Genomic DNA, 23819 nt, shown 5'->3' on the forward strand with positions numbered 1-23819 from the left:
TATAATATTTGAAAAGAATAAATTTTACGCAACTTTCAGTCCATAAACAGTGCGTTTTTGTTATTAAGCAAGAGTGTTGAAAACGTACACAATAATTTCCATGACTCACAAAACAGCATAAAAAAAGGCGCTCAACGCGCCTTTTTCTGAAATGGTTAGAAGCAGATTACTTCTTATCGTTACCACCAAATAATGGTCCCATTCCGCCGCCGCCACCAAACTGCTTTTGCATACCGCTTAATGATTTCATCATTTTTGCCATACCCGACGGATTGGCAAATTTCTTCATCATTTTCGCCATTTGCGCATGTTGTTTAATCAACTTATTGACTTCAACGACATCCATACCACAACCTGCTGCAATGCGCTTTTTACGGCTTGGGTTCATCAGATCTGGATTACGACGCTCTTTGATAGTCATCGATTGGATAATCGCTTCCATCTTTTTCACTTGCTTTTCAGGGTTTGCTTGCGCCAACGCATCTTGAATCCCAGCATTGCTCATGCCAGGCAACTTATCCAAGAAGCCCATCATGCCACCCATTTTATTCATTTGCTCAAACTGCATTAGCATATCTTCAAAGTTGAAGCTGCCGCCTTTTTGCAGTTTTTTCGCCATTTTTTCGGCTTTTTCTTTGTCGACTTTGCGCTCAAGTTCTTCAACCAAAGAAAGTACGTCACCCATACCCAAAATACGTTGTGCAACACGTTCAGGATGGAATGGCTCTAAGGCATCGAGCTTTTCACCCATACCTAAGAATTTGATTGGCTTACCTGTGATGGCACGTACTGAAAGTGCCGCACCACCGCGCGCATCACCATCAGTTTTGGTCAGAATCACACCCGTTAATGGCAGTGCATCATTAAAGGCTTTGGCTGTATTTGCCGCATCCTGACCGGTCATTGCATCGACCACGAACAAAGTTTCAGTTGGCTTAATCGCCGCATGAAGTTCTTTGATCTCGTCCATCATTTCATCGTCTACGTGTAGACGACCTGCGGTATCGACAATCAAGACATCCGCAAACTGAATTTTGGCCTGTTCAATTGCACGCGTTGCAATGGTAATCGGTTTTTCGTCAGCGCTCGATTCAAAGAAAATCGCGCCAACTTCACCTGCAACGGTTTGTAACTGTTTAATTGCTGCTGGACGGTAAACGTCGGCAGATACCATCGCTACTTTTTTCTTTTGGCGTTCTTGTAAGAAGCGAGCAAGTTTTGCAGCCGTTGTTGTTTTACCTGCACCTTGTAAGCCCGCGAGTAGGACCACAACAGGAGGTTTTGCTGCAAGATCAAGGCTTTCATTGGCCTCGCCCATCATTTTTGTTAATTCGTCATGCACGATTTTAACAAATGCTTGGCCCGGCGATAATTGAGTCATCACTTCCTGACCCAACGCCTCTTCCTTAACTTTCGCGATAAATTCACGAGTTACAGGAAGTGCAACATCGGCTTCAAGAAGTGCCATACGTACTTCACGTAGGGTATCTTTAATATTGTCTTCGGTTAGCTGCCCAGAGCCAGTAACATTTCTTAAACTCTGCGTGAGTCGTTCCGTTAAGGTATCAAACATTGCAAAATCCGCTTAAAATTGCTAGTTGCAAAAAAATCTTTCTTAAAATAGAAAATTTATGCATAGAATGCTATAGGATACTGTAGTTCGCACCGAATTTATATAAATGAATATTCATCATCCTGAAAAAGGTTTGACATGATTAGCCTGCCCTTGGTTTACACCATCTTAGCATTAGTTGCCTATACCACCTCTTTTTGGTATTTGTTTCTCAAGTTAATGGCTAAACGTGATCCAAACCATTGGTTTATTGGCATTATTTTAGGCTTAGGCTTATTGCTACATGCCACCGTTTTGTACCATGACATGCTCACGCCAATGGGGGTGAATTATGACGTTTTCGTCTTAATGTCATTTACATCTGGGCTCATGTTGTTACTCAGTCTACTCTATAGCACTTATCGTCCAATTCTAGCTTTGAACCTGATTGGCATTCCTGTGGCTGCTACAGGACTCATTTTAGGTTTTGCCTTTAGTCAGTCCACTCAATTTATTGAACAGCGCTCATTGGGTTTAGATATTCATATTATTTTATCGCTGTCGGCCTATGCAGTACTACTCATGGCAACCATTCAAGCCGTAATTTTATGGTTCCAAGATCGCGAGTTAAAGAACAAACAAAAGAAACGCTTTTGGGTCAACTTACTGCCCTCTTTTCAAGCGATGGAATCTTTACTATTTGACTTGATTAAAACAGGTTTTCTTTTACTGACCGTAGCATTGGTATTTGGTTTCTTTACCATCGATAACTTTTTTGCCCAACATCTGGCACATAAAACCGCTTTTAGTATTATTTCTTGGTTTGTGTATGGAGCTTTGCTTATCGGACATTACCGTTTTGGTTGGCGGGGGCAAAAAGCGATTCGTTTTACCTTAATTGGATTCTTTTTATTGGCTGTCGGTTTTATCGGATCTAAGTTTGTATTGGAAATGATCTTAGGTCGATAACGTCTTTTTTAGTTTACCTGATCAAAAATATGTAACATTGCTTTATAAGCAAAAGCGGAACATGATCATTCAATAGAAAAGCCCAGTTTGGTCAGACTGGGCTTTTTAGTAAACATCAAGATTTTGATTTAGAAAAAATTATCGAATGCATTTCGTATGATGTAAATTTTAGAAAAACTTAAATACTTTTTACTGTGTTGAATACATTGTATGCCGCTTTTATCCGCTCTTCATTTGGGATTCTTTTATTCATTAACATGACTAGCCCAAAGCCTTTTTCAGGAATAAAGAGAACATAAGTTCCAAAACCATTCGTAGAACCAGTTTTATGAAAAACTTTGGATTTTGACTGGCTAATATCCTTTATAACTGGATTTGATTGCATAACAACGCTTTCAGAATTGCTCTCTTGCAAAATTTCTAAGGTAGTCGGATAAGAGAACGTCTCCCACCCAAGCGCCTGAGTCATGTTTCCAAGTTTGAAATAGCCTTTGTGCGTTTCTAAAATGGCTTTCTTTATCTCTGAACTATTTTTTTCTACATCCAAATTTGAATTTAAAAAACTTAGCATATCTGGAAGTGTAGATTTAACTCCATATGCTTGAGCATCTAATGCACCAGGATTAACTCGAATAAGATCATTCTTTTGATCATGCCCAAAAGCATAATGTTCTTTCTGTTCCTCTGGAACATTCACATAAGTATGTTTTAAATGAAGACTTGGAAAAATCACCTGTTCTAGTAATGATGGGAAAGGGACTTTCATTGATCTTGCTGTTAACTCTCCAAACAACCCAATACTAGGGTTTGAATATTGACGATATTTACCAGGAGGATTTTTTATATGCCAATTTTTAAAAAAGTCTAAAATTTGCTCATCTGTTTTGACATAATCAGGAAATTGTAAAGGTAAATTACCACTCGTATAAGTCGCTAGTTCCAACAAGTTTACCTTATCGATTTCTGAGTTCTTTAAAGCTGGCCAATATTGACTTGGATGATCTTGAAAAGATAATTTTCCTTGAGCCTTAGCATAAGCACCCGCGGTTGCAGTAAACAGCTTGCTGACAGAACCCAACTCAAAGATAGTCCGACTATCTACTTTTTTATGATCATTATTAGCTTGAAGACCATAATAGTGTTCGTAGTTTTTCCCCTGATAGATGACGCCTATCGCCATTCCTGCCACACCATACTGTTCCATAAGTGGTTTAAATGACTGGTTAACAGCAGTTTCAATATCTTTTTGCTTTGCCTCTATTTCATATGCATTTGAATGGATACTACATCCCACAGCTAAGGTAAAGAGACTAGTTTTAAATAGTTTTTGGGTTTTAGATAACATTCCTACTATTAGCCTTAATAATACAAATAACAATGTTCTCACTTATCTAATTTATTTTCTGTAATGAATCCTTATCACTCGCCTATTTAGCGCCATAGCGGTTATGCAGATTACTCTTAATCTAATGCGTAATATCCATAATTTAAAACCCATCCATAAAAAAGAAGCTTGTGCTTCCTTTTTATCCAATTGAACTTCAAATCAATTCTCTGGTAATTCATTTTCTTTAATAGATTCTTCTCTTGAAGCTAAAGCATTCTTACTAGAAATAAATTGTGAAATTTGAAATGCCATACCCATCACTGCACAAAACACACCAAGCAGACTCAAGCCCAAAGCTCGTTTCACAACAAGATGATCAGTAGCCCCAGAGTCAAATGACATCCCAAAAAATATTACAAACATGAGTGGTGTTAAGAACAGCATAAGGAGGCTAAATCGCGACCAGAAGGTTGCACGAACTACATCTCCACATAAATCAGTCAATAAGTTTTTTAAAACAGTTGTAATCACAAAAGTAGTAGCGCTACTCACCAGTAATGCAATACTAATTTCAATAATAAAACGTGTTAAAACATCCATTGCAGTCCCCTCACTATCATTATTTATTTAATTTTATTATCTACTCAAAAGAAAAAGAGCCTACCCTCCGTGTCTCATTAAGAATACAAGCAGTGATTTAACATCAATCTCTTATACGAACTCTAAATACTCAAAGCTATACACTCTACAGCCTTTCCAAAGGCAGCTCCACTAAAAACGTATAACGCCACTGTGAGCCTCAACTTTACACTCCTAAAAACCTAACTATCGCAATCGTGCGTGATGTACTCACATCTACAGAAAGCCACGATTAGTGTATGACAGAGTTTCGCAACCAATAATACTAATCGATAAATCTTAAATGCATAAGAAGGATAATGAAATGGATCACTTTTCATCCACCTGCTATACTAGCTAAATATTTAACGCCCCCTCCTTCTACTTTAGAGTAATGCCAATGAAGTAAGTCTTATTTTCCGTCAAATCTAATTTATTTGTTTTCTGACGTGCAAAATAAACTTATTTACTACTCTATACCCTTATAAAAAATTTATTTTGTATGTCCTGTACAAAGGAGTCTTCAATGACCCAACAGGCCTGTACCGTAAAAAATCTTAGTGTTCAATTTACTCATGAAGCACTTTTTCAGCATTTAAACTTTGAATTACCCGCTGCCCAATGTTCAGCCCTGATCGGACGTAATGGTCAAGGTAAATCAATATTAATGTCCTTACTCACTCAAGCGCACAGACCCAATTATGCGAGTGGCGAAGTGATTTGGCATATGCCATATGCTTACTTAAGTCAGCTCGAACGTTTAAGCAACTGTACGCTTGCCGAAGCCCTTAATATTGCTGACCTGCATGCAAGTTTTCAGAGGATTGAACAATCTACCGCAAGCTTTGAAGACTATGACCGCGTCGAACATGCATGGCATCAACCCTCTGAATGGTTAAAATTACTGAAAAGTGCAAACTTACCTACAGATCTATCCAGCTCAGTATCTCAACTCAGTGAAGGTCAGAAAACTAAACTGGCACTGTGCCGCCTATTTTTACAAACTGAGCATTATTTACTTCTTGATGAACCCAGTAATCACTTAGATCATGAAAGTCGTGTGTGGTTAAGCAAAAAAATCCTTCAACATCCTGCGGGCTGTTTAGTCGTTAGCCATGACCGCACATTGTTAAATCAAATCTCCAACACCTATGTTTTAAATGATTTTGGCTTGCAACATTTCCGTTGCAACTATGCCGAGTATCAGTTACAAGCAGAGCAACAGCAGCAGGCGCTACTACACAACATCTCGCAAGAGAAACGCGAACTTAAACAATTACAAGTCCAACAGCATGAACAACGCATGAAAGCCCAGAAAAGGCAAAAGTCTGGGCAGAAATTACGAAGCTCTGGTTCTCAAGCCAAAATCCTGCTCGACTTTAAAAAAGAACGTGCCAGTCAAGCGCTATCGGGTGTCGCGCAGCAACAACTTCGCCAAAAGGAACAAGCGCAAGACGAACTCAAAAACAAACAGCAACAGCTAGAACAGATGAAATCACAAAAGTTTGATTTCCATTTTCAACCTCAACAAACTGGTGAAATTCTTCGTTTAAAAGATGTGGTTTTAACCACACTTTCTATCTCGCCTATTTCTTTTGCTTTATATAGCGGAGAAAAAATCCAACTGTGCGGCCAAAATGGTTCAGGTAAGTCGACTTTACTTCGTGCCATCCAAAATCATAGTCATGTTCAATCGGGAGAGATTTTCAAGCGAGGAGCATCGTTATATTTAGATCAAAACTTTAGTCTGCTGAATCCAAAACTGAATGCGGTACACAATTTACAATTATTAAATCCATCTTTGTCTGATGAAGAGTGTCGGAATCAATTGGGGCAACTTCGAATTCGACGAGATAAGGCTCTGCTTCCCATCTCACTACTTAGTGGCGGTGAACAACTCAAAGTTGCCTTACTGTGTATCAGTCTCGCAGCACAGCCTGTGGACTTACTGTTACTGGATGAACCCGAAAATCATCTCGACATCGACTCAAGACAACTGTTGGCACAGGCTATTCGCGATTTTACAGGGGCGGTTATTTTAGTTTCACATGATGATGCCTTTGTCGAGGAGACACAGATTCAAAACTATTTCGATTTAACCCAAACGCATTAGACTGGACAGCGTGATCGGATTTGCGTATAACACCGTTTTTCTATTTGACTGGTGACACCGCTGTGAAACTCATCCTTGCACCGATGGAAGGCTTAACTGACCCAATCATGCGTGATGTGCTCACGTCTGTAGGTAGCTTCGATTGGTGTGTGACCGAGTTTATCCGTGTGACCAATTCGGTCTTACCTGATCATATTTTTCATCAGTATTGCCCTGAATTACTGCATAACGGAAAAACGGCAGCGGGAACACCCGTGCATGTTCAATTCTTAGGTAATGACCCTGAAATGCTGGCTGCCAATGCCATCCGTGCTGTGAAACTCGGTGCACCCGCCATTGATATGAACTTTGGTTGTCCAGCCAAAACCGTGAACCGTCACCGTGGTGGCTCGGTGCTTTTAGATGAGCCAGAAGTGGTGCATGAACTGGTCAAAGCAGTACGTGATGCGGTTCCTGTGCACATTCCTGTTTCTGCGAAAATGCGCTTAGGCTATATGGACCGACATTTTATGTTGGACAATGCTCATGCCATTGAAGACGCAGGTGCGGCTTGGGTTACCGTGCATGCACGGACCAAAGCCGATGGTTATACCCCACCCGCTTTTTGGGATCAACTCCGCCCGATTCGTGAAGCCTTAAAGATCAATGTGATTGCCAATGGTGAAATTTGGAATAATGCAGACGCGAAACAGTGTCGCTTAGAGTCTGGCTGTGAAGATTTGATGATTGGACGTGGTGCCGTGACCACTCCCGATTTAACCCAGTGTATTCGTCAAAATACTGATACACCTCTACTGACATGGAATGAGCTACTGAGCTTACAAATCCGTTTCTTAAACGGTGGGTATAAAAAAGAAATGAATATGGTCGGACGCTATAAGCAATGGCTCGGCATGATGTCTAAACATTATCCTGAAGCCAAAGCCCTCTGGGATGAAGTCAAACGCATCAAGCCGCTGGATGACATTATTCTCAAACTAAATACAAGTGTGACTTAATCCGTTCGCGCAACGATCGCGACATAAGTGGGTAAGTTCCACGCACCACCAGCAAAGCCTTTACATTGCTGCGATTGTGCCTGATAACTGAGGACAAAAGCCTTTCCATTCCAAGCCCACTCAGAACGAATACCACAGTCAGCAATGCCCCGCCCTTTTTGCTCTGAGAAAATTTGCGCCTCACTAAAACTTGAGCCTGATGTGGTAACTTGCTGCTGAATCTTTTGTAAGGCTTTGTCCATGACCCAGTAGCCTAGACCTTCATTGTATGCCCCACGCCAACATGGTACTTGAACCACCACTTGTTCCGCATTCAGCGGATAGACTGAAACCCGATCATCCTCAAAAAACCGCGCCTCATAGAGATTTGGACAGTCTTGTTCATCTGTTTTTGCTTTTAACTTTTTAAAGAGTTGATGGGCATTTTTACTGTCCACGGCAAAGTGGCTGGCAACCGCAGGTCGGTATCCTGTAATGCCAATTTTAGGGATGGCTTTGGGTTGTAAAACATTTTGCTCAGACTGATTGCCTTTTTGATAGATGGCATTCGGTGTATTTACCCGCTTTTGTATATCATCCATTTTGAGCAAAACAGCATTTGCCCCTGCGGTTGAAATTTGCCATTGCTGTGCTTGGGTCGTGAGACGAATATCTTCTGCACCCACCAAGGCCTTTAGCAACTGCGTACTTTGAGCACTGGACAGTTTTGCGGTACTTTTGTGGGCATCAAAGGTGGCTCTTCCCAACGAAGTAGCGCCAACACTCAGATTTGCCTCCATATTTTGCACTAAGTCTTCTTCTATCTGAAGTTGGATAAGCACTGCACCGCCTGCACCTGCGGGACGAGAAATCAGTAAAGATACTGGTTGACCAAACTGAGCATCACTCTGATAGCCTGCCGCACGGCACATACCCGTATTATCACAGGCAAGTTCCCAGTCCTTATGTATAAAGTAACTCCCCGTATCTGCATAAGCCAGTTGAGTTAAGGTGCTGATCAAAACAGCGCCCAAGAGTGAATGACTTAGCGTTCCTAACGTTCTATTCAACATATGACTTCACTCCGCTTGCGTGGAATATTAACCCTGTGCTTAAAAACTTCGACTCTGTACCGTACCTGTATAATTTAAACAGTCTTCAACACGAATCCGTTGCACTTTAGACAGTTGATCTAAATCAAACCATGCATAGGCCGTATGTTCATCGCTCAACTTAATCTCGGTCGATTCAGCCAGATGACATCTAAAAATAAACGCATGTGAAGTCACTGCCGCATGAAAATACACACCCGATAAATAATCAATTTGGACCTCACAACTGAGCTCTTCTTGGCACTCTCGCAGTAACGCTTGATGAATGGTTTCACCCATGTCTAATGCACCACCTGGTAAACCCCAAGCCTGATCAGCATAATTGGCTTTCAGTAATAAAACCTGCCCTACAGCATTGGTGATGACCGCATGAGAGCTTAGTCGGTAAAAGTCTTGGAATGCCATACACTTTCCTTTGGTCAAAGCTACATTCATTCATTAAAACACAGTCTGAACATGAATTGATTCCCCCCTGTAAAGCCTCTGCCTTTCAGTTTTTCATCAATCAGGAAAGTAGATCGGCTTCGACATTTGTGTCTCAAAATCGACAGGCACTGAAATATGTTGATGTGCAACCAACCACTCTCCAGCCGTTTTTTGAAAACACAATGTCGTTCGGCACCAAGGGATCTCTGGAGTAGCCACCCCACTGGCATGATCAAGTTTGGAATAACAATGAACAAAGGCCAAACCATCACGACTAAAAATATTCAGGCTACGCCTAAAAACCTTCACTTCACCCTGAAAAAATGGTGCATAGCGTCGCCATAGTTCCTGATAGGCTTGTACGCCTTGTAACTCAAATCCAATATCAAACAAACTGACATCACTCTGGCAAAGACGAATAATATTTTGTACATCCATTTTACAAATGGCATCATCCCACTGCTTGAGTTTGAAGATAATCTCATGCCCCGCATGCTCATCTCCAATTAATCGTACATCCACATAGTGCTCCAACAATGCGCATAAAATACCCATAAAAAAACACGTGCGCCTTCCTTAGCTAACACGCGATTTTTTTAAATTCTTAAACCCATAAATAATTTAATAGCAAATTAAGCTGTTAAATCTTTAATTGTGGCGCTTGCACCATTGTTTTTTACAGACTCAATGCCTTTATCGCGTGACTGCTCCGTAGCATAAAACTGACTGGTTCCAATAATCTGATGGTTGGCAGCCTTTAAGTTAAAATAAGGCTTACCATTTTTGGCTTCTAAGCGATCATAACGCGCATCATCTGGACTATTTTTCTGAACTGACTCAATTCCATTATGGGCTGACGCTTTTGCTTTATACAGTTCACTGGTTAAAATGACTTCTCCATTTCCCGCTTTCAAAACAAAGCGATATTGACCGTCATTTGCCTGACTGAGTTCGTACCATCCTGACATAAGCTCACCTCTTGTTATTTTAAAGCAATAATAAATAAATCAGATTTGAATAAAAAACCATCCAATTTTATAAAATATAAATGACTTCTTTTATAAAAAAAAGCCATTTATTGCCTTACCCATCTTTATTTTTTTTAAAATAACAGCGCTATATGAATAATGCATGACAACATCAAAATGCCAACACTGCATTTTCTCAACTCGGCTGAAACGGTTGATTATCCTTAAACTACTTTAGGCTTTTAGCACAAATTTACTATAGCTATTTCTTGGCATTTCAATAATTTCTACGCATATTTGTACAGCTAAATCGGTCGGGGCTTTAAAATTTTGCTGCAATGTTTTAAGTAAGAGCTTGGAAATAGCAGATTGCGTGGCTTCATCTCGACCACTAAGTAAAGAGACTTTGGCATGTAAATAAGCTTCTGCGTCTCCATCTACCCCAATCACAAAATCGGATTGTTTGATGGCACGACTTTTCACTTCATTGCCCGATTGTACAAACTCACCATCAAGCAAAGCTTGGTTTAAAGCCAACAACATCGGTTTAACTTCGAGAGTGTCTATATTATCTGAGTACTCAAGGTGGATATGAGGCATAACGTATTCTTCAACAGTTTTTTATCTTTATAGCATGCTGTGCACTTGTTTAAACAATTCATCTACTTTCAAAATCGTTTAAAACAAAAAATGGAGTCCCATTGACTCCATTTTAATTACTAACTGTAAACTCAGCGCATTAGGCTTTTTTTACATACTCAGACTTGAGTTTCATCGCGCCAACACCGTCGATCTTACAATCAATATCATGACCATCTGCAGCATCAGGTAGCAAACGAATATTTTTCACTTTAGTTCCGACTTTTACCACAGACGACGAACCTTTAATTTTTAAATCTTTAATTACCGTTACTGTATCACCATCGGCGAGTAAGTTGCCATTGGCATCTTTAATTGCCACCACTTCTTCGGTAGATTCCCCCTCTTTCCATTCGTTTGAACATTCAGGGCAGATCAGCAAGTCACCATCTTCATAAGTATATTCGGACTGGCACTTTGGGCAGTTGGGTAAAGACATAAAAACCTCAAAAATAAAAAATAAGCAATTCACATTGCTCAAAGCGCCAATATAGCATTATTCAGGCTAAAACAATGTGAATCACGTATTTATTTTATGGCTTTGGTTTTGCTTCTGTAGAAACAACGTTGATGCATGATTAAAGTAAATTTTACCCGTAGAACACTCATCCTAAGCTTATTTTTGCTCCAAGCACTGCTTCAAAATCACCACATGGTTATGCTGTTCTTCTTTAGCTGCGGTAAGTAACGTGATCTGCTCTTGCAATGCCAGTTGCCGTAAGTCATTCAACTCGCTGGGATGTGCTTCCAGCTCTTTCATATAACGAACCCTAAACTCATCCCAGTGTGCCACCATGTCTTGGTGATACCATTTCCGCAGCTCATTGGACGGGGTTAAGTTTTTTGACCACAGATCTATTTGGGCTTCAAGCTTTGAGACTCCTCGTGGCCATAGCCGATCAACCAAAACACGCTTACCATCTTCGGCTTCAACAGGTGCATAAATCCGCTTCATGCGTATTGGCATGCAAAACTCCTTTTTATTCTTTTGTGCAACTTATTCAATTGTTCAACGATGACGAAGTATTATTCATCGGGAATGTCTGGATTCACTAAAAAAGCCAAGAGTTGCAATGACTCTTGCCACCCCAGATAACAGCCATCGACAGGAATCACTTCTGGTAAACCAGACTGTGTGATATGAACTTCTGTTCCTACAGAGACCTCTTTAAACTCTACACGGACTTCAATTTTACCTGCCAGTTCAGGTACATCAAATTCATCGGTATAGCGTAATAAGCTATTTTCAATGATTTCATGATAGGTACCATGAAATGAATGCTGCATGCCTGTACTAAAGTTGGTAAAAAACATGCGATATTGACCACCCTCACGTACATCAAACTGCTCCACATGAGCCGTGAAACCATGCGGTGCCATCCATTTTACTAAAGCATCTGCATGGGTAAAAGCACGATAGACACGCTCGACAGGTGCACTAAATACGCGGTGTAACTGAACACTATTTGACATCATTTTTCTCGTTCTTTTCAAATATTCATGTTTAGTTTAAAACGCTAGAAATTAGAAACTGTAGCGTTATTGTGCGTAAATATAGAGCAAATAAAAAAGCATGTTTTTCAACATGCTTTTAATTTAGTGCTGACCTAAGCTTGGCCTTGCTCATAGTTTTCGTCGTCATCTTCTTCGTCATCATAGACATACGCCATACAGCCCCAACCATCGTATTCACCACCAAACTGCTCTGCAATTTTGGTAAACCACTGTTCTAAGTCGACAATGTCAGAATACTCAGGTTCCATATAGACATAAATGGTAATGATCCATTCGGAAACATCATTGTCCTCATCGACAAATAAGGTAATTTTTTGTTCTTCTTGTAATAAATACAGTGCACATTTTTCAGCTTGTGACTGATCTTGAAAGGCAATCGAATATTCTATTTCATGCGGCTCTGACAGATCATCACCATCCTCAGCCATTTGCCAAAGTACATTTCCGTTGTCATCATCTGGATATAATTCAAAATCACGTGTCATGCGAATGTCCTTGTTATCTTTTGAGCCAATATAACGTTGGCAAGTGACAAAATAGTGACTTTAACATAGCATAATTTGCTCATTTTTTAGCAGGTGGATCTGATTTTTTCTGCCAATTTTTACACTTTCTTTTTCTATCTATTTGCAACTTTATTGTACAACTCGATGTTCAAGCACAATGTGGCTTTGTCCTTGCACATCCCCCGTTTTTAAACTGTTCAATAAAGCTGTAAATTTCAACTCTTCTAACCGTAGCGCAAGATAATGGTCCATAATACGAGCATGACCAAAGACAGCACCATAGTGATTAATTAAAGTAAAGTCATCGCGCAATGCTTGAAGTAGCAAACCGAGATTGTCTTGAGCAACGCGTTGTAAATAAAAGTCTGCTTTACTGTTAAATAACTGAGAAAGCAGTGCGATGGCGGATAAATGCCGATGCTCATCCAAAAATGCACAAGTGACCACTTGATTGTGTTCTACAGCACGAATCACCTGCTGACGGACTTTGAGTAAATGATTGGCCGCATCCGTTTTCCCATAGCCTTCGATGAGTTCATCTAATAACTGCTCTGAAGGCAGTTGGTAAATGTGACTGTGTGTTTCAATTTTATTGTTTAATGCTTTAGAAATTTCAGCCAACTGCTCTCGTTCTTCTGCCATGTGAAAAAATGCGCCTAACTTTTCCTTTGCCCGTTGCATGATGGTTTCTTTGGCTTTGAGCTCGTATTCCGATAAGAAGTGATTTACTTTTTCAATCCGTTGTCGACATTGATTGAGCATCTGTTCGGCGTCAAATTTAACTGTTTCTGCAAACAACTCCACTTGGCTCAGCCGTTCAATCACATAATGTTCGACATCAATGATTTCTTGATAATGACTTAGTGCTTGTTCACGTTGTCTGAGTGTTCCCACTTCAATTCTTAAACTCGTCAGTCGATGTTGTAATTCATGCTGTTGTTGTTCGTAAGCCTCTAAGGTATTTCGACTGCGCTCTAAATTACATTCTAAAATTTCAATCTGCTTTTTGTGGCCGAGACTGCGCCTGAGTTGCCAAAAAATAATCGTACTGAGTAATGCAATCATGACAGCAAGTAGATAAAACATAGCCTATCTCCCAAAGGGAAAGTCATTTTTATTTTTTGAGGCTCATCTATTAGATAGCTTGTAAATTGAACGACGAGCCTTATAACAGACAAACGTACTCTCAGCCCATCTCAATTTGCTCAGCAATACCTTATCCAAAGAAGAAGCACATAACCTGACACTTTAAATGGGCATATTCGCTATACATTAAGGAGGCTCTTTTACACTCTAACTTAGCTGTGTTTTGGGCAATTTTATATCCCAAATTTTAAGTATTTCTCGTTTTTATTAAAAAATGTGTCTTGGTTAAAAAGGTACGTTCCCATGAATAGTAACAGTCTCCCCTGTTAAAGGCTGTTTAAAGGCTAAAAAGCTGGCATGTAGAGCCATACGCTTTAAAGGACTCCTTGTCGGTTCAGGATGATAGAGCTTGTCCCCTGTAATAGGATGCCCGATATATTGCATATGCACACGAAGCTGATGCGAACGCCCCGTAATCGGGGTCAGTAAAACCCGTGTAATATCGGTCTCAATGTCATAACTAAGGGCTTGATAAAGCGTTTTTGCAGGTTTGCCCAGTTCGAAGTGCACAATCTGCCGTGGTCGGTTTTCCCAGTCGGTAATCAACGGTACGTCAACACTGCCTTCAGCATCTAACTGGCCTTGAACTAAAGCAATATAGTGTTTATCCACCGTGCGAGCTTGGAACATTTTACTGACCGCAACTTCGGCATCGCGGTGCTTGGCAAACATTAAAACCCCCGAGGTCGCCATATCTAAACGATGGGTAATTTTGGCATGTGGGTACTGAGCTAAAACCCTTAAATAGGCACTGTCTTGGTGTTCTGGTAAACGCCCCGGCACCGACAACAAACCCGCAGGCTTTTCAATCACCACCAAATCATCGTCTTCATAAACGATCACCAAGTCTTCTTGGGGAGGTGCATAAACAAAGTTGTCATTTAAAGCCATGAAAATAACAGCATAGAAAAGCGAGCGCGAAAAATAACAAGCTGTGTTTCTACTGTCAATCATCTCACCAATATAGAAAACTCTCTCGGCTATTGGTTTTTCGCCCTGTAAATCACAGTTGATCGGTCAGTACTGAATAGGAGGCTTAAAAATGAAATGATCCATGAGGAACTGAATCAGCAGGATTTTTAAACTTTGTTAGAAATCTAGAATTTTATTTTTGTTTTGCTGTTTATTCATTGGAGAAATTTTTTAGGGTGTCTGGGAAAACATGTTGTTTACTTCAACTATCATAACTTTGTAAGTGATGATCTTATAGCCTATAAACTTTTGATTTATAGCGTCCTAAGCCGAATCAAGACCTTTTGGGTAAGTACTACTCACGCGTTTTGCGCCACTGGTAGCATGCTACTCTTTTCGATCCCGTCACACCCTTGAGATATAATTTAACAATCCAAGGACGGGATTGTTTCCCGAAGATAAAGTCTTTTTGGCTGTTTTTGGAAAAAAATCCTAGATTATTATTCATATAAAAAATATTTTCCCAAATGAACCGAATTTGTGATTTTTTTCGCACATAAAAGCGCTTTTCTCAGGATTTTATTTCTTCAAAGGCAGATATCTTACTCATTCATTACTTTTGAACATTTGCATCAATTGAATAAGATTGCCACAAGTATCATCAAACACCGCTACCTTGACTGTGCCTGCTCGCGTGGGAGCTACGGTAAAATGTACCCCTAATTTTTTCAGGCGCTCATATTCCGCATCGAGGTCATCCACTTGAAAAGAAGTATAGGGAATCAGATCTGCCTTGAGTGCGGTTTTAAACGGCTGTGCCGCAGGATGTGCATCAGGCTCCAGTAGCAGTTCAACACCTTCAGGACTTTCGGGGGAAACCAAAGTCAGCCAACGATAATCCCCCACAGGTACATCATGTTTGACTTTAAAACCGAGTTTTTCTGTATAAAACTGACAGGCTTTTTCTTGGCTATCGACCATGATGCTGGTGACATATATTTTCATTGTTGTTCCATATTTTTTATCAGACTTTTAATGGTTATAGCAGAAGCTTATGCTTTTCCGTGTTATGAATTAGACGTTTTTAGATAGGCATTTGTGAAACATTACAATGCTCACACACTACTGATTCAGTGTAATATTTTGAGATAATTTGAAAAAAATGGGATAAAAATATTTAAGAAATAAAGCTTTATGATTTTTTGGGATCAGGAGATAACTTCAACGATTAAAACTGGGTAAGTTCTAAACTTTTGCCTATAGATGGATAATCTATAGCGTCCTAAGCTGAATCGAGACCTTGTGGGTAAGTACGACGCTGATCTGATAGATAACGAGTCGCAAACTACTCTTTTCGATTCCTGTGCCCTTGAACGTTATATTAGGCAAAATGATACGAAATAAAATTCCTAAGATTCGCTTATTTCGTCATAGGATGAAAAAAATTTCCAAAAATTCAGAAAAACAAAGGAAATTTACACACATCAGCAGTTTTTTATTCTATTTCATTGCATACGTTCAGTCTTATTCGGTTTCTTGGCATTAAACTGCTCAAAACATTAAGTTCCCATATAGCCTTGCAACCACGTTGCAATAAACCACCATAAACTGATCGCAGACATACCACAGAGTAAGTTCGCTAAAACTTTCTGCATATTACTGAGCTGAGACAGATAGATTTTTCGGTTAATTACATACGCAACCACAGCTAAGGCTCCGCCGATTGCACCCCCAATGATCACTAAAAATAAAGGCCAACCTGCCATGAGATGCGCAACTGTACTCAGTTTCGGTTTCTCATTTTCAATCAACGCCATTTCTTTATTTTCCATCATCTCCCCTATATCTTTTCATCATGCTCACACAATATATCAAAGCATATTCATTAAAATTAACTTAGCAAAAACCACGCCAAGGCTACTCAAAACTAAGATCGTCGATGTCCTGAATTTTGCTCAAATACATCGGAGCAATATTCACCTTGCTCCATATTTCTTTAAATTTAGGGTCGCTATCAAGGTCTTTATTGAGGTTTTCTCTGACGAGCTTCTTCGCGGTAAGAAAATTAACACTGGTTTCACTGTTCACATAGGGGCCGAAATTATCTGAACTGTCATAACCAATCAGGCGCATATCACGCCCCTCTAAACGGAACTGGTAGGCCCAATATCCATAACGACCATGTGCATAATGCAGTTTTAACAAGCCTTTTTCGATAGAGGGCACCAACTCAGGGGCAAAGTACACACCACCATCTTCATTTTCCGAGGAAAATAGCGACAGGTTTTGAACGACTTTTTGATAGTGCCCTTTTACATTCAACAGCACAACCACGCCACGGCGGTTGCGGTCTAGTTTTCCACGATATTCATCAGTGATCCACTGTTTCGGATCTGTAGCTTTGACGATTAAAACTACATCTTGTAAGCCATCCTTGTTTAAGTCTCCCTGAATGGTTTCAAATAAGGTATAGCTCGCAGGAATATAGGCCTTATAACGAAGGCTGTCTTTTTTTAGCTGTTTTTCTGCTGTACTCAAAGTGGTATCTGCATAAACCAATAAAGACGAACTCAACAATGCAATCACACCAAGCAAAACCACCTTGAAAGACTTAGTCATAAATATCCTTAAAATTATGAGCAAACATCAGACCTTACTTTTTATCCATCAGCATTATAAGCTTGAATAGAACGTACAGACTGTTGATATTCTATGATCAGCATGAACAAACAATTTAAGATATGTATTTTCATCAATTTGCGACTTAAAGCTAAAGCTGAGGATATAAGGTTTATCTGAATTTCAAATACCGCCTAAAATAAAAAAGCTTTGCGACTTGCAAAGCTTTTTGATGGTTCTCACCCAAAACAGCACTTGTCACAACCTTCGACTTTTTCTCTGGGCCAGTTCATTCTTGCCCGTTTATAAGCCAGCTCATAATTGGCAAAATAACCAATCAGAATTTGATCCTCCGAGCTGGGTAAGTCTTCGCAGCCTAAGGATGCATTATGAATATGATGTACACCTTTTTCACTAGGCTGTTCATTTACAATAAATTTTATCATTTACAGCTCCCCGAATAATTCTTATAAAGTTCAACCACAAACAAAACCATACAGAAAGTATGTATTTGTAAAATTAAACGGATGGCGGATGAAAATCAATCATTATTTTAAAGGTGAAACTGAGCTCTAAGTCATATCAAGTTAAAAGGATTGATGTCCACATAACCGAAAATTAGCCACTCTATTTTTAAAACTTAGAGACCTAGCAACGCCATAATAAAACTGCCGAGATTATAAGGGTGTGCTGATACTTTGTTGTTTTTTGCGTTTAAACCAACGTACGGCCCAGATTGCCAAAATAATGCCTACAACCACCACCAAGACAGGAACCAGTAGTGACAGCACGGACAATAAAACGGCACCTACCCATTCCACGGTAGACACCAGTGGATTGGCAACCCCGCCTGTCGTCGCGGTTGAAACCCCTCGAACAGCAACGGTACTCATTTGCACGGCGCCTGCGGTTCCACCACCAACAATGATTGCGGCGGCCCAACTGGCAAACTGTGACATTTCCCCACTGCTGACCGCCATAGTGGTGAGTGTTCCTGCGACCATCGCGACTGGCGTTGCAATGGTGTCTAAAGCGTTGTCGACCCATGGTATGTAATAAGCTGCGATTTCACAGACAGTTGCAATGGCTAAGGCGATACATACCGATGGCATCGTTAACCATTCAAAACCTTGCATGGGCTCGAACCATCCCATAATTGAAGCAAGGCTCATAACCAAGAGTGGAACAAAGACACGAAAGCCACAGGCCGCACTTAAGCCAATACCGATACAAAGTCCTAATATGGTTTCCATGTGCTTTTCCTGTATGGCTTAAGTTGGGATATTCTTGATCTTTTTTATAACTTAGCAAAAAGCCCTATCGGGTGATAGGGCTTTTCTTTAAAACAGTGGGTAACTGTTAAATCTTTGGCTTAGGCATTCTTATTGTTAAATTGATTGCCTTGGCATTTGGTACACGGGGGTAAACGATCTGTACCAATTTCTAAGTAGACGCGGTGTCCGCATTGAACACAAAAATAGAAGCCTGTTCCAGGTTTTTCGCCAGCAGTAACCATTTTTGTTCTCCATATGTTTAGAAAATGGTCTTACTAGTATATGCATTTTATGATGGATGTCTATTGATCATTTTGACAAATGATGACGTCATAAATGTAAGAAATGATGTATTTCAAAAATAGCTAAGCTAAATAAAATTTAGTCATGAAAGTGCTGTCAGTAGCTTATATTGTTGTCTTTAGAGCGTTGAATCGTAAATGTACTCTTTTAAGCCGAGATGCGTTTGAGTCATGGCATCCGTTTTTAGCTTAACCAAAACATTACTTCCAACAAATGAAAAGCCCTATCTAATGAGAGGGCTTGATTCAAAACAGTGGATAACTGTTTGCAGTGTGCAGCTTAGGCAATCTTGTTGTTAAATTGATGGCCAAGGCATTTGGTACACGGGGGTAAACGGTCAGTACCAATTTCTAAATAAGCGCGGTGTCCGCACTGAACACAAAAATAGAAGCCTGTTCCAGGTTTTTCGCCAGCAGTTACCATTTTTGTTCTCCATGTGTTTTAGAAATGGTGAACAGAGTATAGACAAGCTTTTGAGGTTGTAGAGTCTATTTTGTGACCGCAGGGGTCAGGAAAATCGATTTATCTTTAATTTACAATATTTATTACTGCCAAAAAAATTAGTTTTTTAAACATTATAAAAAGGTGCATCTACTCCTCTTTCACTTAGATATTCAGCTATAAGTAATTTATTTTCCTTTAAAACATCATCCCAATGTTGTTTCCAAATTGAATATGCTTCCCAAGAGTACCCTAATAGCAACTCCTCACTCATGGTATTAAATGAATGTAAAACTACTTCCATAAAACTGTTTTTATTATGAAATTTGGATATATCAATGTTTGTAAAAAAATAAGTTAACCAATTTGCTAATGCAGTATATTGCCCCCATGCCCCATCCTCCGTCGTCAGAATTCTCTTTTTTTCGAATATATCTAAAAACTTTTCTTGTGCATTTTTAGTTTCAAAATTATAACCTGATGAAATCATTGCATTAAATATTTCAAAAAAAGAATCTGATGATCTAAGGTAGTCTTTACGATAACGTCTATTAGAACCATTTCTCATTACTCTTTGAATAGCCCTCTTCGAACTCGCCTTACATTCTTCTGCCTTTGGGATATAATCATTTAATTTTCTAAAAAGTCCATCTATCTCAACACCATCTAAAACACGCATATTAAAATTATTTTTATATAAATCCTTAATATGCTTCTCAATTTTACGCCTAGTAACTAAAATAATATTTGGTGATGTCATTGATGATTTTGAAAACTCTTTATAGCTATTAAATATAGATTTCAAATTATTATCATTAAACGCATAACCAAGAATTACAATAGTATTTTCATAAAGCAAAGTACTTAACTTACGTGAAAAGTAACTTTCAGCATTCATAAATTTAAAATAATTATTTGATGTTACTATCATATTATTAGGCGAATCAATGGAACCATGCACATGATAAACTTTAACCTTAGATCTTAATCTCGGAATCAAAACTCCAGGAGAAATTGTTTGACATTCCCCTTCTCCACATAATTCTTGTATTAGTTTATCGTAATTAGTTGTAACGACTCTAAATGATTGCTCTTGAAAAAATTTCTTAATATTTTCACAATTATCTGAAATAGTTAATGGTAAAATTATTTTTTTTATTTCCTCATAAATATCTAATTCTTTTTCTTTTAATTTCGAAGCTATAATCTCTGCCAATTCATCTAAAGCAAGTATAGGCTTATTAACTACAAACTCATGCTCTTTACTACATTTAGGACATTCACCTGTTATTTTTGATTTAAATAACTTCTTCTCAAGCTCGCCTGTATCATCACATTTAGCACATAATTCTTTTAAAAGATCTTCCCAAGTTGGAGCTTTCTGATTTGTAATTGCTTTTGTAAAACCAGCTCCTGTTATAAGACATAATCGATTATTAACAGCAGCATAAGCAATGTCAAAATAAATACTCATTTTTAACTCAAATAAAAACCCCACATTAATGTAGGGCTTTTCTTTGATAATTTCAAATACTTTTAATAATTAAGCTCTTAATTGCTCTTTCTCTTCTTGGCTTTCCAAAAAGTCCTGCGCAAAGCGTTGCAACACACCGCCCGCTTCATATACAGACACTTCTTCTTCAGTATCTAGGCGACATGTGACAGGCACTTCAACAATTTCACTCTTACCGTCATCCGTCGCACGTTCAATGACTAAAGTTAACGTCGAACGCGGCGCAATATTACCAATCACGCTATACAGCTCCGTACCATCTAGCTTTAAAGTTTTGCGGTCAACACCCGCTTTAAATTCAAGTGGTAACACGCCCATACCCACCAAGTTAGTACGGTGAATACGCTCAAAACCTTCCGCTACAATCACTTCAACACCAGCAAGACGCACACCTTTTGCAGCCCAGTCACGGCTAGAACCCTGACCATAATCCTTCCCAGCAATGATGATGAGCGGTTGCTTACGATTCATATAAGTTTCAATCGCTTCCCACATCCGCATCACTTCACCTTCAGGCTCAACACGTGCTTTCGAACCTTGCTTGATCGTGCCGTCCGCACGAACCACCATTTCATTAAACAGTTTCGGATTAGCAAATGTTGCACGTTGCGCCGTCAAATGGTCACCACGGTGCGTTGCATAGGAGTTAAAGTCTTCCTCAGGTACACCCATTTTGTGTAGGTACTCGCCCGCTGCCGAATCCATCATAATTGCATTCGATGGTGACAAATGATCCGTGGTGATGTTGTCAGGCAAGATGGCAAGCGGACGCATATTTGCCAGTGTACGTGGTGCAGCCAAAGCCCCTTCCCAGTACGGCGGACGGCGAATATAAGTACTTTGCGGACGCCAGTCATATAAAGGACTGGCTGCTTTTTCCGTTACACCTAAGTCAAACATTGGGATGTACACTTTACGGAACTGTTCAGGTTTCACCGCTTCTTTAACCAATGCATCAATTTCTGCATCTGATGGCCAAATGTCTTTTAAATAAATTGGATTGCCGTCTTTGTCATTTCCTAATGCATCTTTTTCAATATCAAAACGAATCGTTCCTGCAATTGCATAAGCAACGACCAAAGGAGGAGAAGCCAAGAAGGCTTGTTTTGCATAAGGATGGATACGACCATCAAAGTTACGATTACCTGAAAGTACCGCAGTTGCATACAGGTCACGATCAATAATTTCTTGTTGCAGTTTAGGGTCTAAAGCACCTGACATACCGTTACAGGTGGTACATGCATACGCCACGATCCCAAAACCGAGTTTTTCTAAGTCGTCCAAGACACCTGCTTCTTCAAGATATAAAGCAGCAGCTTTAGAACCCGGTGCAAAAGAAGATTTCACCCACGGTTTACGAGTTAAGCCCAATTCATTGGCTTTACGTGCCAATAAACCTGCGGCAACGGTATTACGTGGGTTTGAAGTATTGGTACATGACGTAATGGCAGCAATAATCACAGCACCATCAGGCATTAAACCATCGGTACGCTGTTCAACCACGCCAGCAATGCCTTTTTCTTTTAAATCCGCAGTTGATACACGAGCATGCGGGTTTGATGGGCCTGCAATATTACGTGTTACTGTTGAAAGATCGAAGCGAAGGACACGTGGATATTCCGCTTGTTTCATATCCGATGCCCAAAGACCAATTTCTTTGGCATAGGTTTCAACCAGTGCAACTTGCTCAGCTTCACGACCTGTCAGGGTTAAATAATCAATGGTGTTTTGGTCAATATAGAACATTGCCGCAGTTGCGCCATATTCAGGTGTCATATTGGAAATCGTGGCACGATCCCCCACTGACATGCTGTCCGCACCTTCCCCAAAGAACTCAAGGTACGCACCGACGACACGCTCTTTACGCAAGAATTCAGTCAATGCCAATACGATATCCGTTGCAGTAATCCCTGCTTGACGTTGCCCCACCAATTCAACCCCGATAATGTCTGGAAGACGCATCCAAGACGCACGACCGAGCATCACATTTTCAGCTTCGAGTCCTCCGACACCAATCGAAATCACACCGAGTGCATCGGTATGTGGTGTGTGTGAATCTGTACCGACACACGTATCTGGGAATGCCACGCCATCACGACTTTGCACCACTGGAGACATTTTTTCCAAGTTGATTTGGTGCATGATGCCGTTCCCTGCTGGGATCACATCAACATTCTCAAAAGCGGTCTTGGTCCATTCGATGAAGTGAAAACGGTCTTCGTTACGACGGTCTTCAATGGCGCGGTTTTTCTCAAAGGCATCTGGGTCAAAACCACCGTATTCCACAGCTAAAGAGTGATCGACGATCAACTGAGTCGGCACAACAGGATTCACTTTCGATGGGTCACCACCTTGGTCAGCAATCGCATCACGTAAACCTGCAAGGTCAACCAATGCCGTTTGCCCAAGGATGTCATGACACACCACACGTGCAGGATACCAAGGGAAATCATGATCTTGTTTTGAGAAAATCAGTTCTTTTAGTGACTGCTCCAAAATGGCAGGATCACAACGACGCACTAACTGTTCAGCCAATACTTTTGAGGTGTATGGAAGTTTTGCATAAGCGCCTGGCTGAATCTGTTCAACGGCTTCTCGCACATCAAAGTATTCTAGCTGGGTGCCTTGCAGTGGTTTGCGGTGATTATTGTTCATAGCGTTCCTGCCTTTGGTGTTTCATTTTTCTTCACTGTCTTTACTAGACAATTCATCTTTGTCTGCTAGGCATACTACACTGTCGAAAACCCATTTCCCAAATCGTTTATATTTCATAAGCTTAGGTATAAAAACAGGGGGTTTTGAAATATTTAGTTACATTAACTTTTAAATATTTACTCTAAATATGATTTTTTCTGAAAAATAGCGGAAAATAGCCCTAATTCTTTAGTA

The 23819-nt window shown here is 39.9% G+C and carries 26 protein-coding genes; 3 read left to right on the top strand and 23 right to left on the bottom strand.

Annotation, left to right across the window (positions count from 1 at the left end):
• Positions 1 to 166: 166 nt before the first annotated feature.
• Positions 167 to 1573 carry a signal recognition particle protein gene (gene ffh / locus ACZ8ZH_RS14040; RefSeq protein ID WP_010327404.1) on the bottom strand — a complete coding sequence of 469 codons (1407 nt, stop codon included), beginning with the start codon at positions 1571 to 1573 and terminating at the stop codon, positions 167 to 169.
• A 138-nt stretch (positions 1574 to 1711) separates the two neighbouring features.
• On the opposite strand from ffh, the gene ACZ8ZH_RS14045 reads away from it, so the two are divergent.
• Positions 1712 to 2521, top strand: coding sequence for a cytochrome C assembly family protein (locus ACZ8ZH_RS14045; RefSeq protein ID WP_010327405.1), 810 nt, complete (start codon positions 1712 to 1714; stop codon positions 2519 to 2521).
• Between the two features lie 178 nt (positions 2522 to 2699).
• Here ACZ8ZH_RS14045 and ampC read toward each other — a convergent pair whose 3' ends face one another.
• Together ampC and ACZ8ZH_RS14055 are read right to left on the bottom strand one after the other, a co-directional pair.
• Positions 2700 to 3866, bottom strand: coding sequence for a class C beta-lactamase (ampC, locus tag ACZ8ZH_RS14050; protein ID WP_119063727.1), 1167 nt, complete (start codon positions 3864 to 3866; stop codon positions 2700 to 2702).
• 201 nt (positions 3867 to 4067) lie between these two features.
• Positions 4068 to 4448 (bottom strand): hypothetical protein, encoded by a 381-nt coding sequence (locus tag ACZ8ZH_RS14055; protein ID WP_119063726.1) that lies wholly within the window; start codon positions 4446 to 4448, stop codon positions 4068 to 4070.
• Between the two features lie 544 nt (positions 4449 to 4992).
• On the opposite strand from ACZ8ZH_RS14055, the gene ACZ8ZH_RS14060 reads away from it, so the two are divergent.
• Together ACZ8ZH_RS14060 and ACZ8ZH_RS14065 are read left to right on the top strand one after the other, a co-directional pair.
• Positions 4993 to 6579 carry an ATP-binding cassette domain-containing protein gene (locus ACZ8ZH_RS14060; RefSeq protein ID WP_119063725.1) on the top strand — a complete coding sequence of 529 codons (1587 nt, stop codon included), beginning with the start codon at positions 4993 to 4995 and terminating at the stop codon, positions 6577 to 6579.
• Positions 6580 to 6641: 62 nt separating this feature from the next.
• The gene (locus ACZ8ZH_RS14065; protein ID WP_213069988.1) at positions 6642 to 7577 is read left to right on the top strand and encodes a tRNA dihydrouridine synthase; all 936 of its coding nucleotides are present in this window, start codon (positions 6642 to 6644) and stop codon (positions 7575 to 7577) included.
• Here the strand turns inward: ACZ8ZH_RS14065 and ACZ8ZH_RS14070 are convergent.
• The 20 genes from ACZ8ZH_RS14070 to acnD form a co-directional block, all read right to left on the bottom strand.
• Positions 7574 to 8629 carry a DUF1176 domain-containing protein gene (locus ACZ8ZH_RS14070; RefSeq protein ID WP_119063724.1) on the bottom strand — a complete coding sequence of 352 codons (1056 nt, stop codon included), beginning with the start codon at positions 8627 to 8629 and terminating at the stop codon, positions 7574 to 7576. The two genes, ACZ8ZH_RS14065 and ACZ8ZH_RS14070, sit on opposite strands and share 4 nt — an antisense overlap.
• Before the next feature lie 39 nt (positions 8630 to 8668).
• Positions 8669 to 9073 (bottom strand): NUDIX hydrolase, encoded by a 405-nt coding sequence (locus ACZ8ZH_RS14075; protein WP_119063723.1) that lies wholly within the window; start codon positions 9071 to 9073, stop codon positions 8669 to 8671.
• Positions 9074 to 9169: 96 nt separating this feature from the next.
• Positions 9170 to 9649 carry a YybH family protein gene (locus ACZ8ZH_RS14080; protein ID WP_228146980.1) on the bottom strand — a complete coding sequence of 160 codons (480 nt, stop codon included), beginning with the start codon at positions 9647 to 9649 and terminating at the stop codon, positions 9170 to 9172.
• A gap of 77 nt (positions 9650 to 9726) precedes the next feature.
• The gene (locus ACZ8ZH_RS14085; RefSeq protein WP_110973862.1) at positions 9727 to 10062 is read right to left on the bottom strand and encodes a YegP family protein; all 336 of its coding nucleotides are present in this window, start codon (positions 10060 to 10062) and stop codon (positions 9727 to 9729) included.
• Between the two features lie 234 nt (positions 10063 to 10296).
• Positions 10297 to 10662 carry a 5-carboxymethyl-2-hydroxymuconate Delta-isomerase gene (locus ACZ8ZH_RS14090; protein ID WP_119063722.1) on the bottom strand — a complete coding sequence of 122 codons (366 nt, stop codon included), beginning with the start codon at positions 10660 to 10662 and terminating at the stop codon, positions 10297 to 10299.
• A gap of 139 nt (positions 10663 to 10801) precedes the next feature.
• Positions 10802 to 11140: a zinc ribbon domain-containing protein YjdM gene (locus ACZ8ZH_RS14095; protein ID WP_110973864.1), complete on the bottom strand. Its 339-nt coding sequence runs from the start codon at positions 11138 to 11140 to the stop codon at positions 10802 to 10804.
• Between the two features lie 177 nt (positions 11141 to 11317).
• On the bottom strand, positions 11318 to 11668 hold the full coding sequence (locus ACZ8ZH_RS14100; protein ID WP_086208761.1) for a DUF488 domain-containing protein: 351 nt from the start codon (positions 11666 to 11668) through the stop codon (positions 11318 to 11320).
• Positions 11669 to 11727: 59 nt separating this feature from the next.
• Positions 11728 to 12177 (bottom strand): SRPBCC family protein, encoded by a 450-nt coding sequence (locus ACZ8ZH_RS14105; RefSeq protein WP_171264420.1) that lies wholly within the window; start codon positions 12175 to 12177, stop codon positions 11728 to 11730.
• Between the two features lie 131 nt (positions 12178 to 12308).
• Positions 12309 to 12701, bottom strand: coding sequence for a ribonuclease E inhibitor RraB (locus ACZ8ZH_RS14110; protein WP_086208762.1), 393 nt, complete (start codon positions 12699 to 12701; stop codon positions 12309 to 12311).
• A gap of 150 nt (positions 12702 to 12851) precedes the next feature.
• Entirely contained in the window at positions 12852 to 13808 is a 957-nt protein-coding gene (locus ACZ8ZH_RS14115) for an SNIPE associated domain-containing protein (protein ID WP_119063721.1), read from the bottom strand.
• A gap of 285 nt (positions 13809 to 14093) precedes the next feature.
• Complete coding sequence (locus ACZ8ZH_RS14120; protein WP_086208764.1) at positions 14094 to 14759, bottom strand: RluA family pseudouridine synthase; 666 nt, start codon at positions 14757 to 14759, stop codon at positions 14094 to 14096.
• Positions 14760 to 15386: 627 nt separating this feature from the next.
• Positions 15387 to 15785, bottom strand: coding sequence for a VOC family protein (locus ACZ8ZH_RS14125; protein ID WP_119063720.1), 399 nt, complete (start codon positions 15783 to 15785; stop codon positions 15387 to 15389).
• A 554-nt stretch (positions 15786 to 16339) separates the two neighbouring features.
• Complete coding sequence (locus ACZ8ZH_RS14130; RefSeq protein WP_119063719.1) at positions 16340 to 16612, bottom strand: hypothetical protein; 273 nt, start codon at positions 16610 to 16612, stop codon at positions 16340 to 16342.
• Between the two features lie 85 nt (positions 16613 to 16697).
• Complete coding sequence (locus ACZ8ZH_RS14135) at positions 16698 to 17399, bottom strand: hypothetical protein (RefSeq protein ID WP_162900270.1); 702 nt, start codon at positions 17397 to 17399, stop codon at positions 16698 to 16700.
• A gap of 239 nt (positions 17400 to 17638) precedes the next feature.
• Positions 17639 to 17845: a hypothetical protein gene (locus ACZ8ZH_RS14140; protein ID WP_110973870.1), complete on the bottom strand. Its 207-nt coding sequence runs from the start codon at positions 17843 to 17845 to the stop codon at positions 17639 to 17641.
• 231 nt (positions 17846 to 18076) lie between these two features.
• Positions 18077 to 18652, bottom strand: a complete 576-nt coding sequence (locus ACZ8ZH_RS14145) for a DUF4126 domain-containing protein (RefSeq protein ID WP_119063718.1) — start codon at positions 18650 to 18652, stop codon at positions 18077 to 18079.
• 119 nt (positions 18653 to 18771) lie between these two features.
• A complete protein-coding gene (locus ACZ8ZH_RS14150; protein WP_004695201.1) occupies positions 18772 to 18915 on the bottom strand; it encodes a zinc ribbon-containing protein in 144 nt (47 codons plus the stop codon).
• Between the two features lie 340 nt (positions 18916 to 19255).
• Positions 19256 to 19399 (bottom strand): zinc ribbon-containing protein, encoded by a 144-nt coding sequence (locus ACZ8ZH_RS14155; RefSeq protein WP_081313263.1) that lies wholly within the window; start codon positions 19397 to 19399, stop codon positions 19256 to 19258.
• A 145-nt stretch (positions 19400 to 19544) separates the two neighbouring features.
• The gene (locus tag ACZ8ZH_RS14160) at positions 19545 to 20891 is read right to left on the bottom strand and encodes an SIR2 family NAD-dependent protein deacylase (RefSeq protein ID WP_086208769.1); all 1347 of its coding nucleotides are present in this window, start codon (positions 20889 to 20891) and stop codon (positions 19545 to 19547) included.
• A 69-nt stretch (positions 20892 to 20960) separates the two neighbouring features.
• The gene (gene acnD / locus ACZ8ZH_RS14165; RefSeq protein ID WP_119063717.1) at positions 20961 to 23585 is read right to left on the bottom strand and encodes a Fe/S-dependent 2-methylisocitrate dehydratase AcnD; all 2625 of its coding nucleotides are present in this window, start codon (positions 23583 to 23585) and stop codon (positions 20961 to 20963) included.
• Between the last annotated feature and the right edge of the window lie 234 nt (positions 23586 to 23819).

The organism is Acinetobacter sp. SW-226, assembly GCF_055632855.1.

What these genes read in the sequence shown, in the direction of transcription:
- ACZ8ZH_RS14045 (WP_010327405.1), top strand. Translation starts at nt 1,712, where the DNA reads ATGATTAGCCTGCCCTTGGTTTACACCATCTTAGCATTAGTTGCCTAT.
- ACZ8ZH_RS14160 (WP_086208769.1), bottom strand. Translation starts at nt 20,891, where the DNA reads ATGAGTATTTATTTTGACATTGCTTATGCTGCTGTTAATAATCGATTA.
- ACZ8ZH_RS14120 (WP_086208764.1), bottom strand. Translation starts at nt 14,759, where the DNA reads ATGGCTTTAAATGACAACTTTGTTTATGCACCTCCCCAAGAAGACTTG.
- ACZ8ZH_RS14115 (WP_119063721.1), bottom strand. Translation starts at nt 13,808, where the DNA reads ATGTTTTATCTACTTGCTGTCATGATTGCATTACTCAGTACGATTATT.
- ACZ8ZH_RS14075 (WP_119063723.1), bottom strand. Translation starts at nt 9,073, where the DNA reads ATGGCATTCCAAGACTTTTACCGACTAAGCTCTCATGCGGTCATCACC.
- ACZ8ZH_RS14135 (WP_162900270.1), bottom strand. Translation starts at nt 17,399, where the DNA reads ATGACTAAGTCTTTCAAGGTGGTTTTGCTTGGTGTGATTGCATTGTTG.
- ffh (WP_010327404.1), bottom strand. Translation starts at nt 1,573, where the DNA reads ATGTTTGATACCTTAACGGAACGACTCACGCAGAGTTTAAGAAATGTT.
- ACZ8ZH_RS14060 (WP_119063725.1), top strand. Translation starts at nt 4,993, where the DNA reads ATGACCCAACAGGCCTGTACCGTAAAAAATCTTAGTGTTCAATTTACT.
- ACZ8ZH_RS14095 (WP_110973864.1), bottom strand. Translation starts at nt 11,140, where the DNA reads ATGTCTTTACCCAACTGCCCAAAGTGCCAGTCCGAATATACTTATGAA.
- ACZ8ZH_RS14055 (WP_119063726.1), bottom strand. Translation starts at nt 4,448, where the DNA reads ATGGATGTTTTAACACGTTTTATTATTGAAATTAGTATTGCATTACTG.
- ACZ8ZH_RS14125 (WP_119063720.1), bottom strand. Translation starts at nt 15,785, where the DNA reads ATGAAAATATATGTCACCAGCATCATGGTCGATAGCCAAGAAAAAGCC.
- ACZ8ZH_RS14090 (WP_119063722.1), bottom strand. Translation starts at nt 10,662, where the DNA reads ATGCCTCATATCCACCTTGAGTACTCAGATAATATAGACACTCTCGAA.
- ACZ8ZH_RS14070 (WP_119063724.1), bottom strand. Translation starts at nt 8,629, where the DNA reads ATGTTGAATAGAACGTTAGGAACGCTAAGTCATTCACTCTTGGGCGCT.
- ACZ8ZH_RS14145 (WP_119063718.1), bottom strand. Translation starts at nt 18,652, where the DNA reads ATGGAAACCATATTAGGACTTTGTATCGGTATTGGCTTAAGTGCGGCC.
- ACZ8ZH_RS14110 (WP_086208762.1), bottom strand. Translation starts at nt 12,701, where the DNA reads ATGACACGTGATTTTGAATTATATCCAGATGATGACAACGGAAATGTA.
- ACZ8ZH_RS14155 (WP_081313263.1), bottom strand. Translation starts at nt 19,399, where the DNA reads ATGGTAACTGCTGGCGAAAAACCTGGAACAGGCTTCTATTTTTGTGTT.
- ACZ8ZH_RS14100 (WP_086208761.1), bottom strand. Translation starts at nt 11,668, where the DNA reads ATGCCAATACGCATGAAGCGGATTTATGCACCTGTTGAAGCCGAAGAT.
- ACZ8ZH_RS14150 (WP_004695201.1), bottom strand. Translation starts at nt 18,915, where the DNA reads ATGGTTACTGCTGGCGAAAAACCTGGAACAGGCTTCTATTTTTGTGTT.
- ACZ8ZH_RS14130 (WP_119063719.1), bottom strand. Translation starts at nt 16,612, where the DNA reads ATGGAAAATAAAGAAATGGCGTTGATTGAAAATGAGAAACCGAAACTG.
- ACZ8ZH_RS14140 (WP_110973870.1), bottom strand. Translation starts at nt 17,845, where the DNA reads ATGATAAAATTTATTGTAAATGAACAGCCTAGTGAAAAAGGTGTACAT.
- ACZ8ZH_RS14080 (WP_228146980.1), bottom strand. Translation starts at nt 9,649, where the DNA reads ATGGGTATTTTATGCGCATTGTTGGAGCACTATGTGGATGTACGATTA.
- ampC (WP_119063727.1), bottom strand. Translation starts at nt 3,866, where the DNA reads ATGTTATCTAAAACCCAAAAACTATTTAAAACTAGTCTCTTTACCTTA.
- ACZ8ZH_RS14105 (WP_171264420.1), bottom strand. Translation starts at nt 12,177, where the DNA reads ATGATGTCAAATAGTGTTCAGTTACACCGCGTATTTAGTGCACCTGTC.
- ACZ8ZH_RS14085 (WP_110973862.1), bottom strand. Translation starts at nt 10,062, where the DNA reads ATGTCAGGATGGTACGAACTCAGTCAGGCAAATGACGGTCAATATCGC.
- acnD (WP_119063717.1), bottom strand. Translation starts at nt 23,585, where the DNA reads ATGAACAATAATCACCGCAAACCACTGCAAGGCACCCAGCTAGAATAC.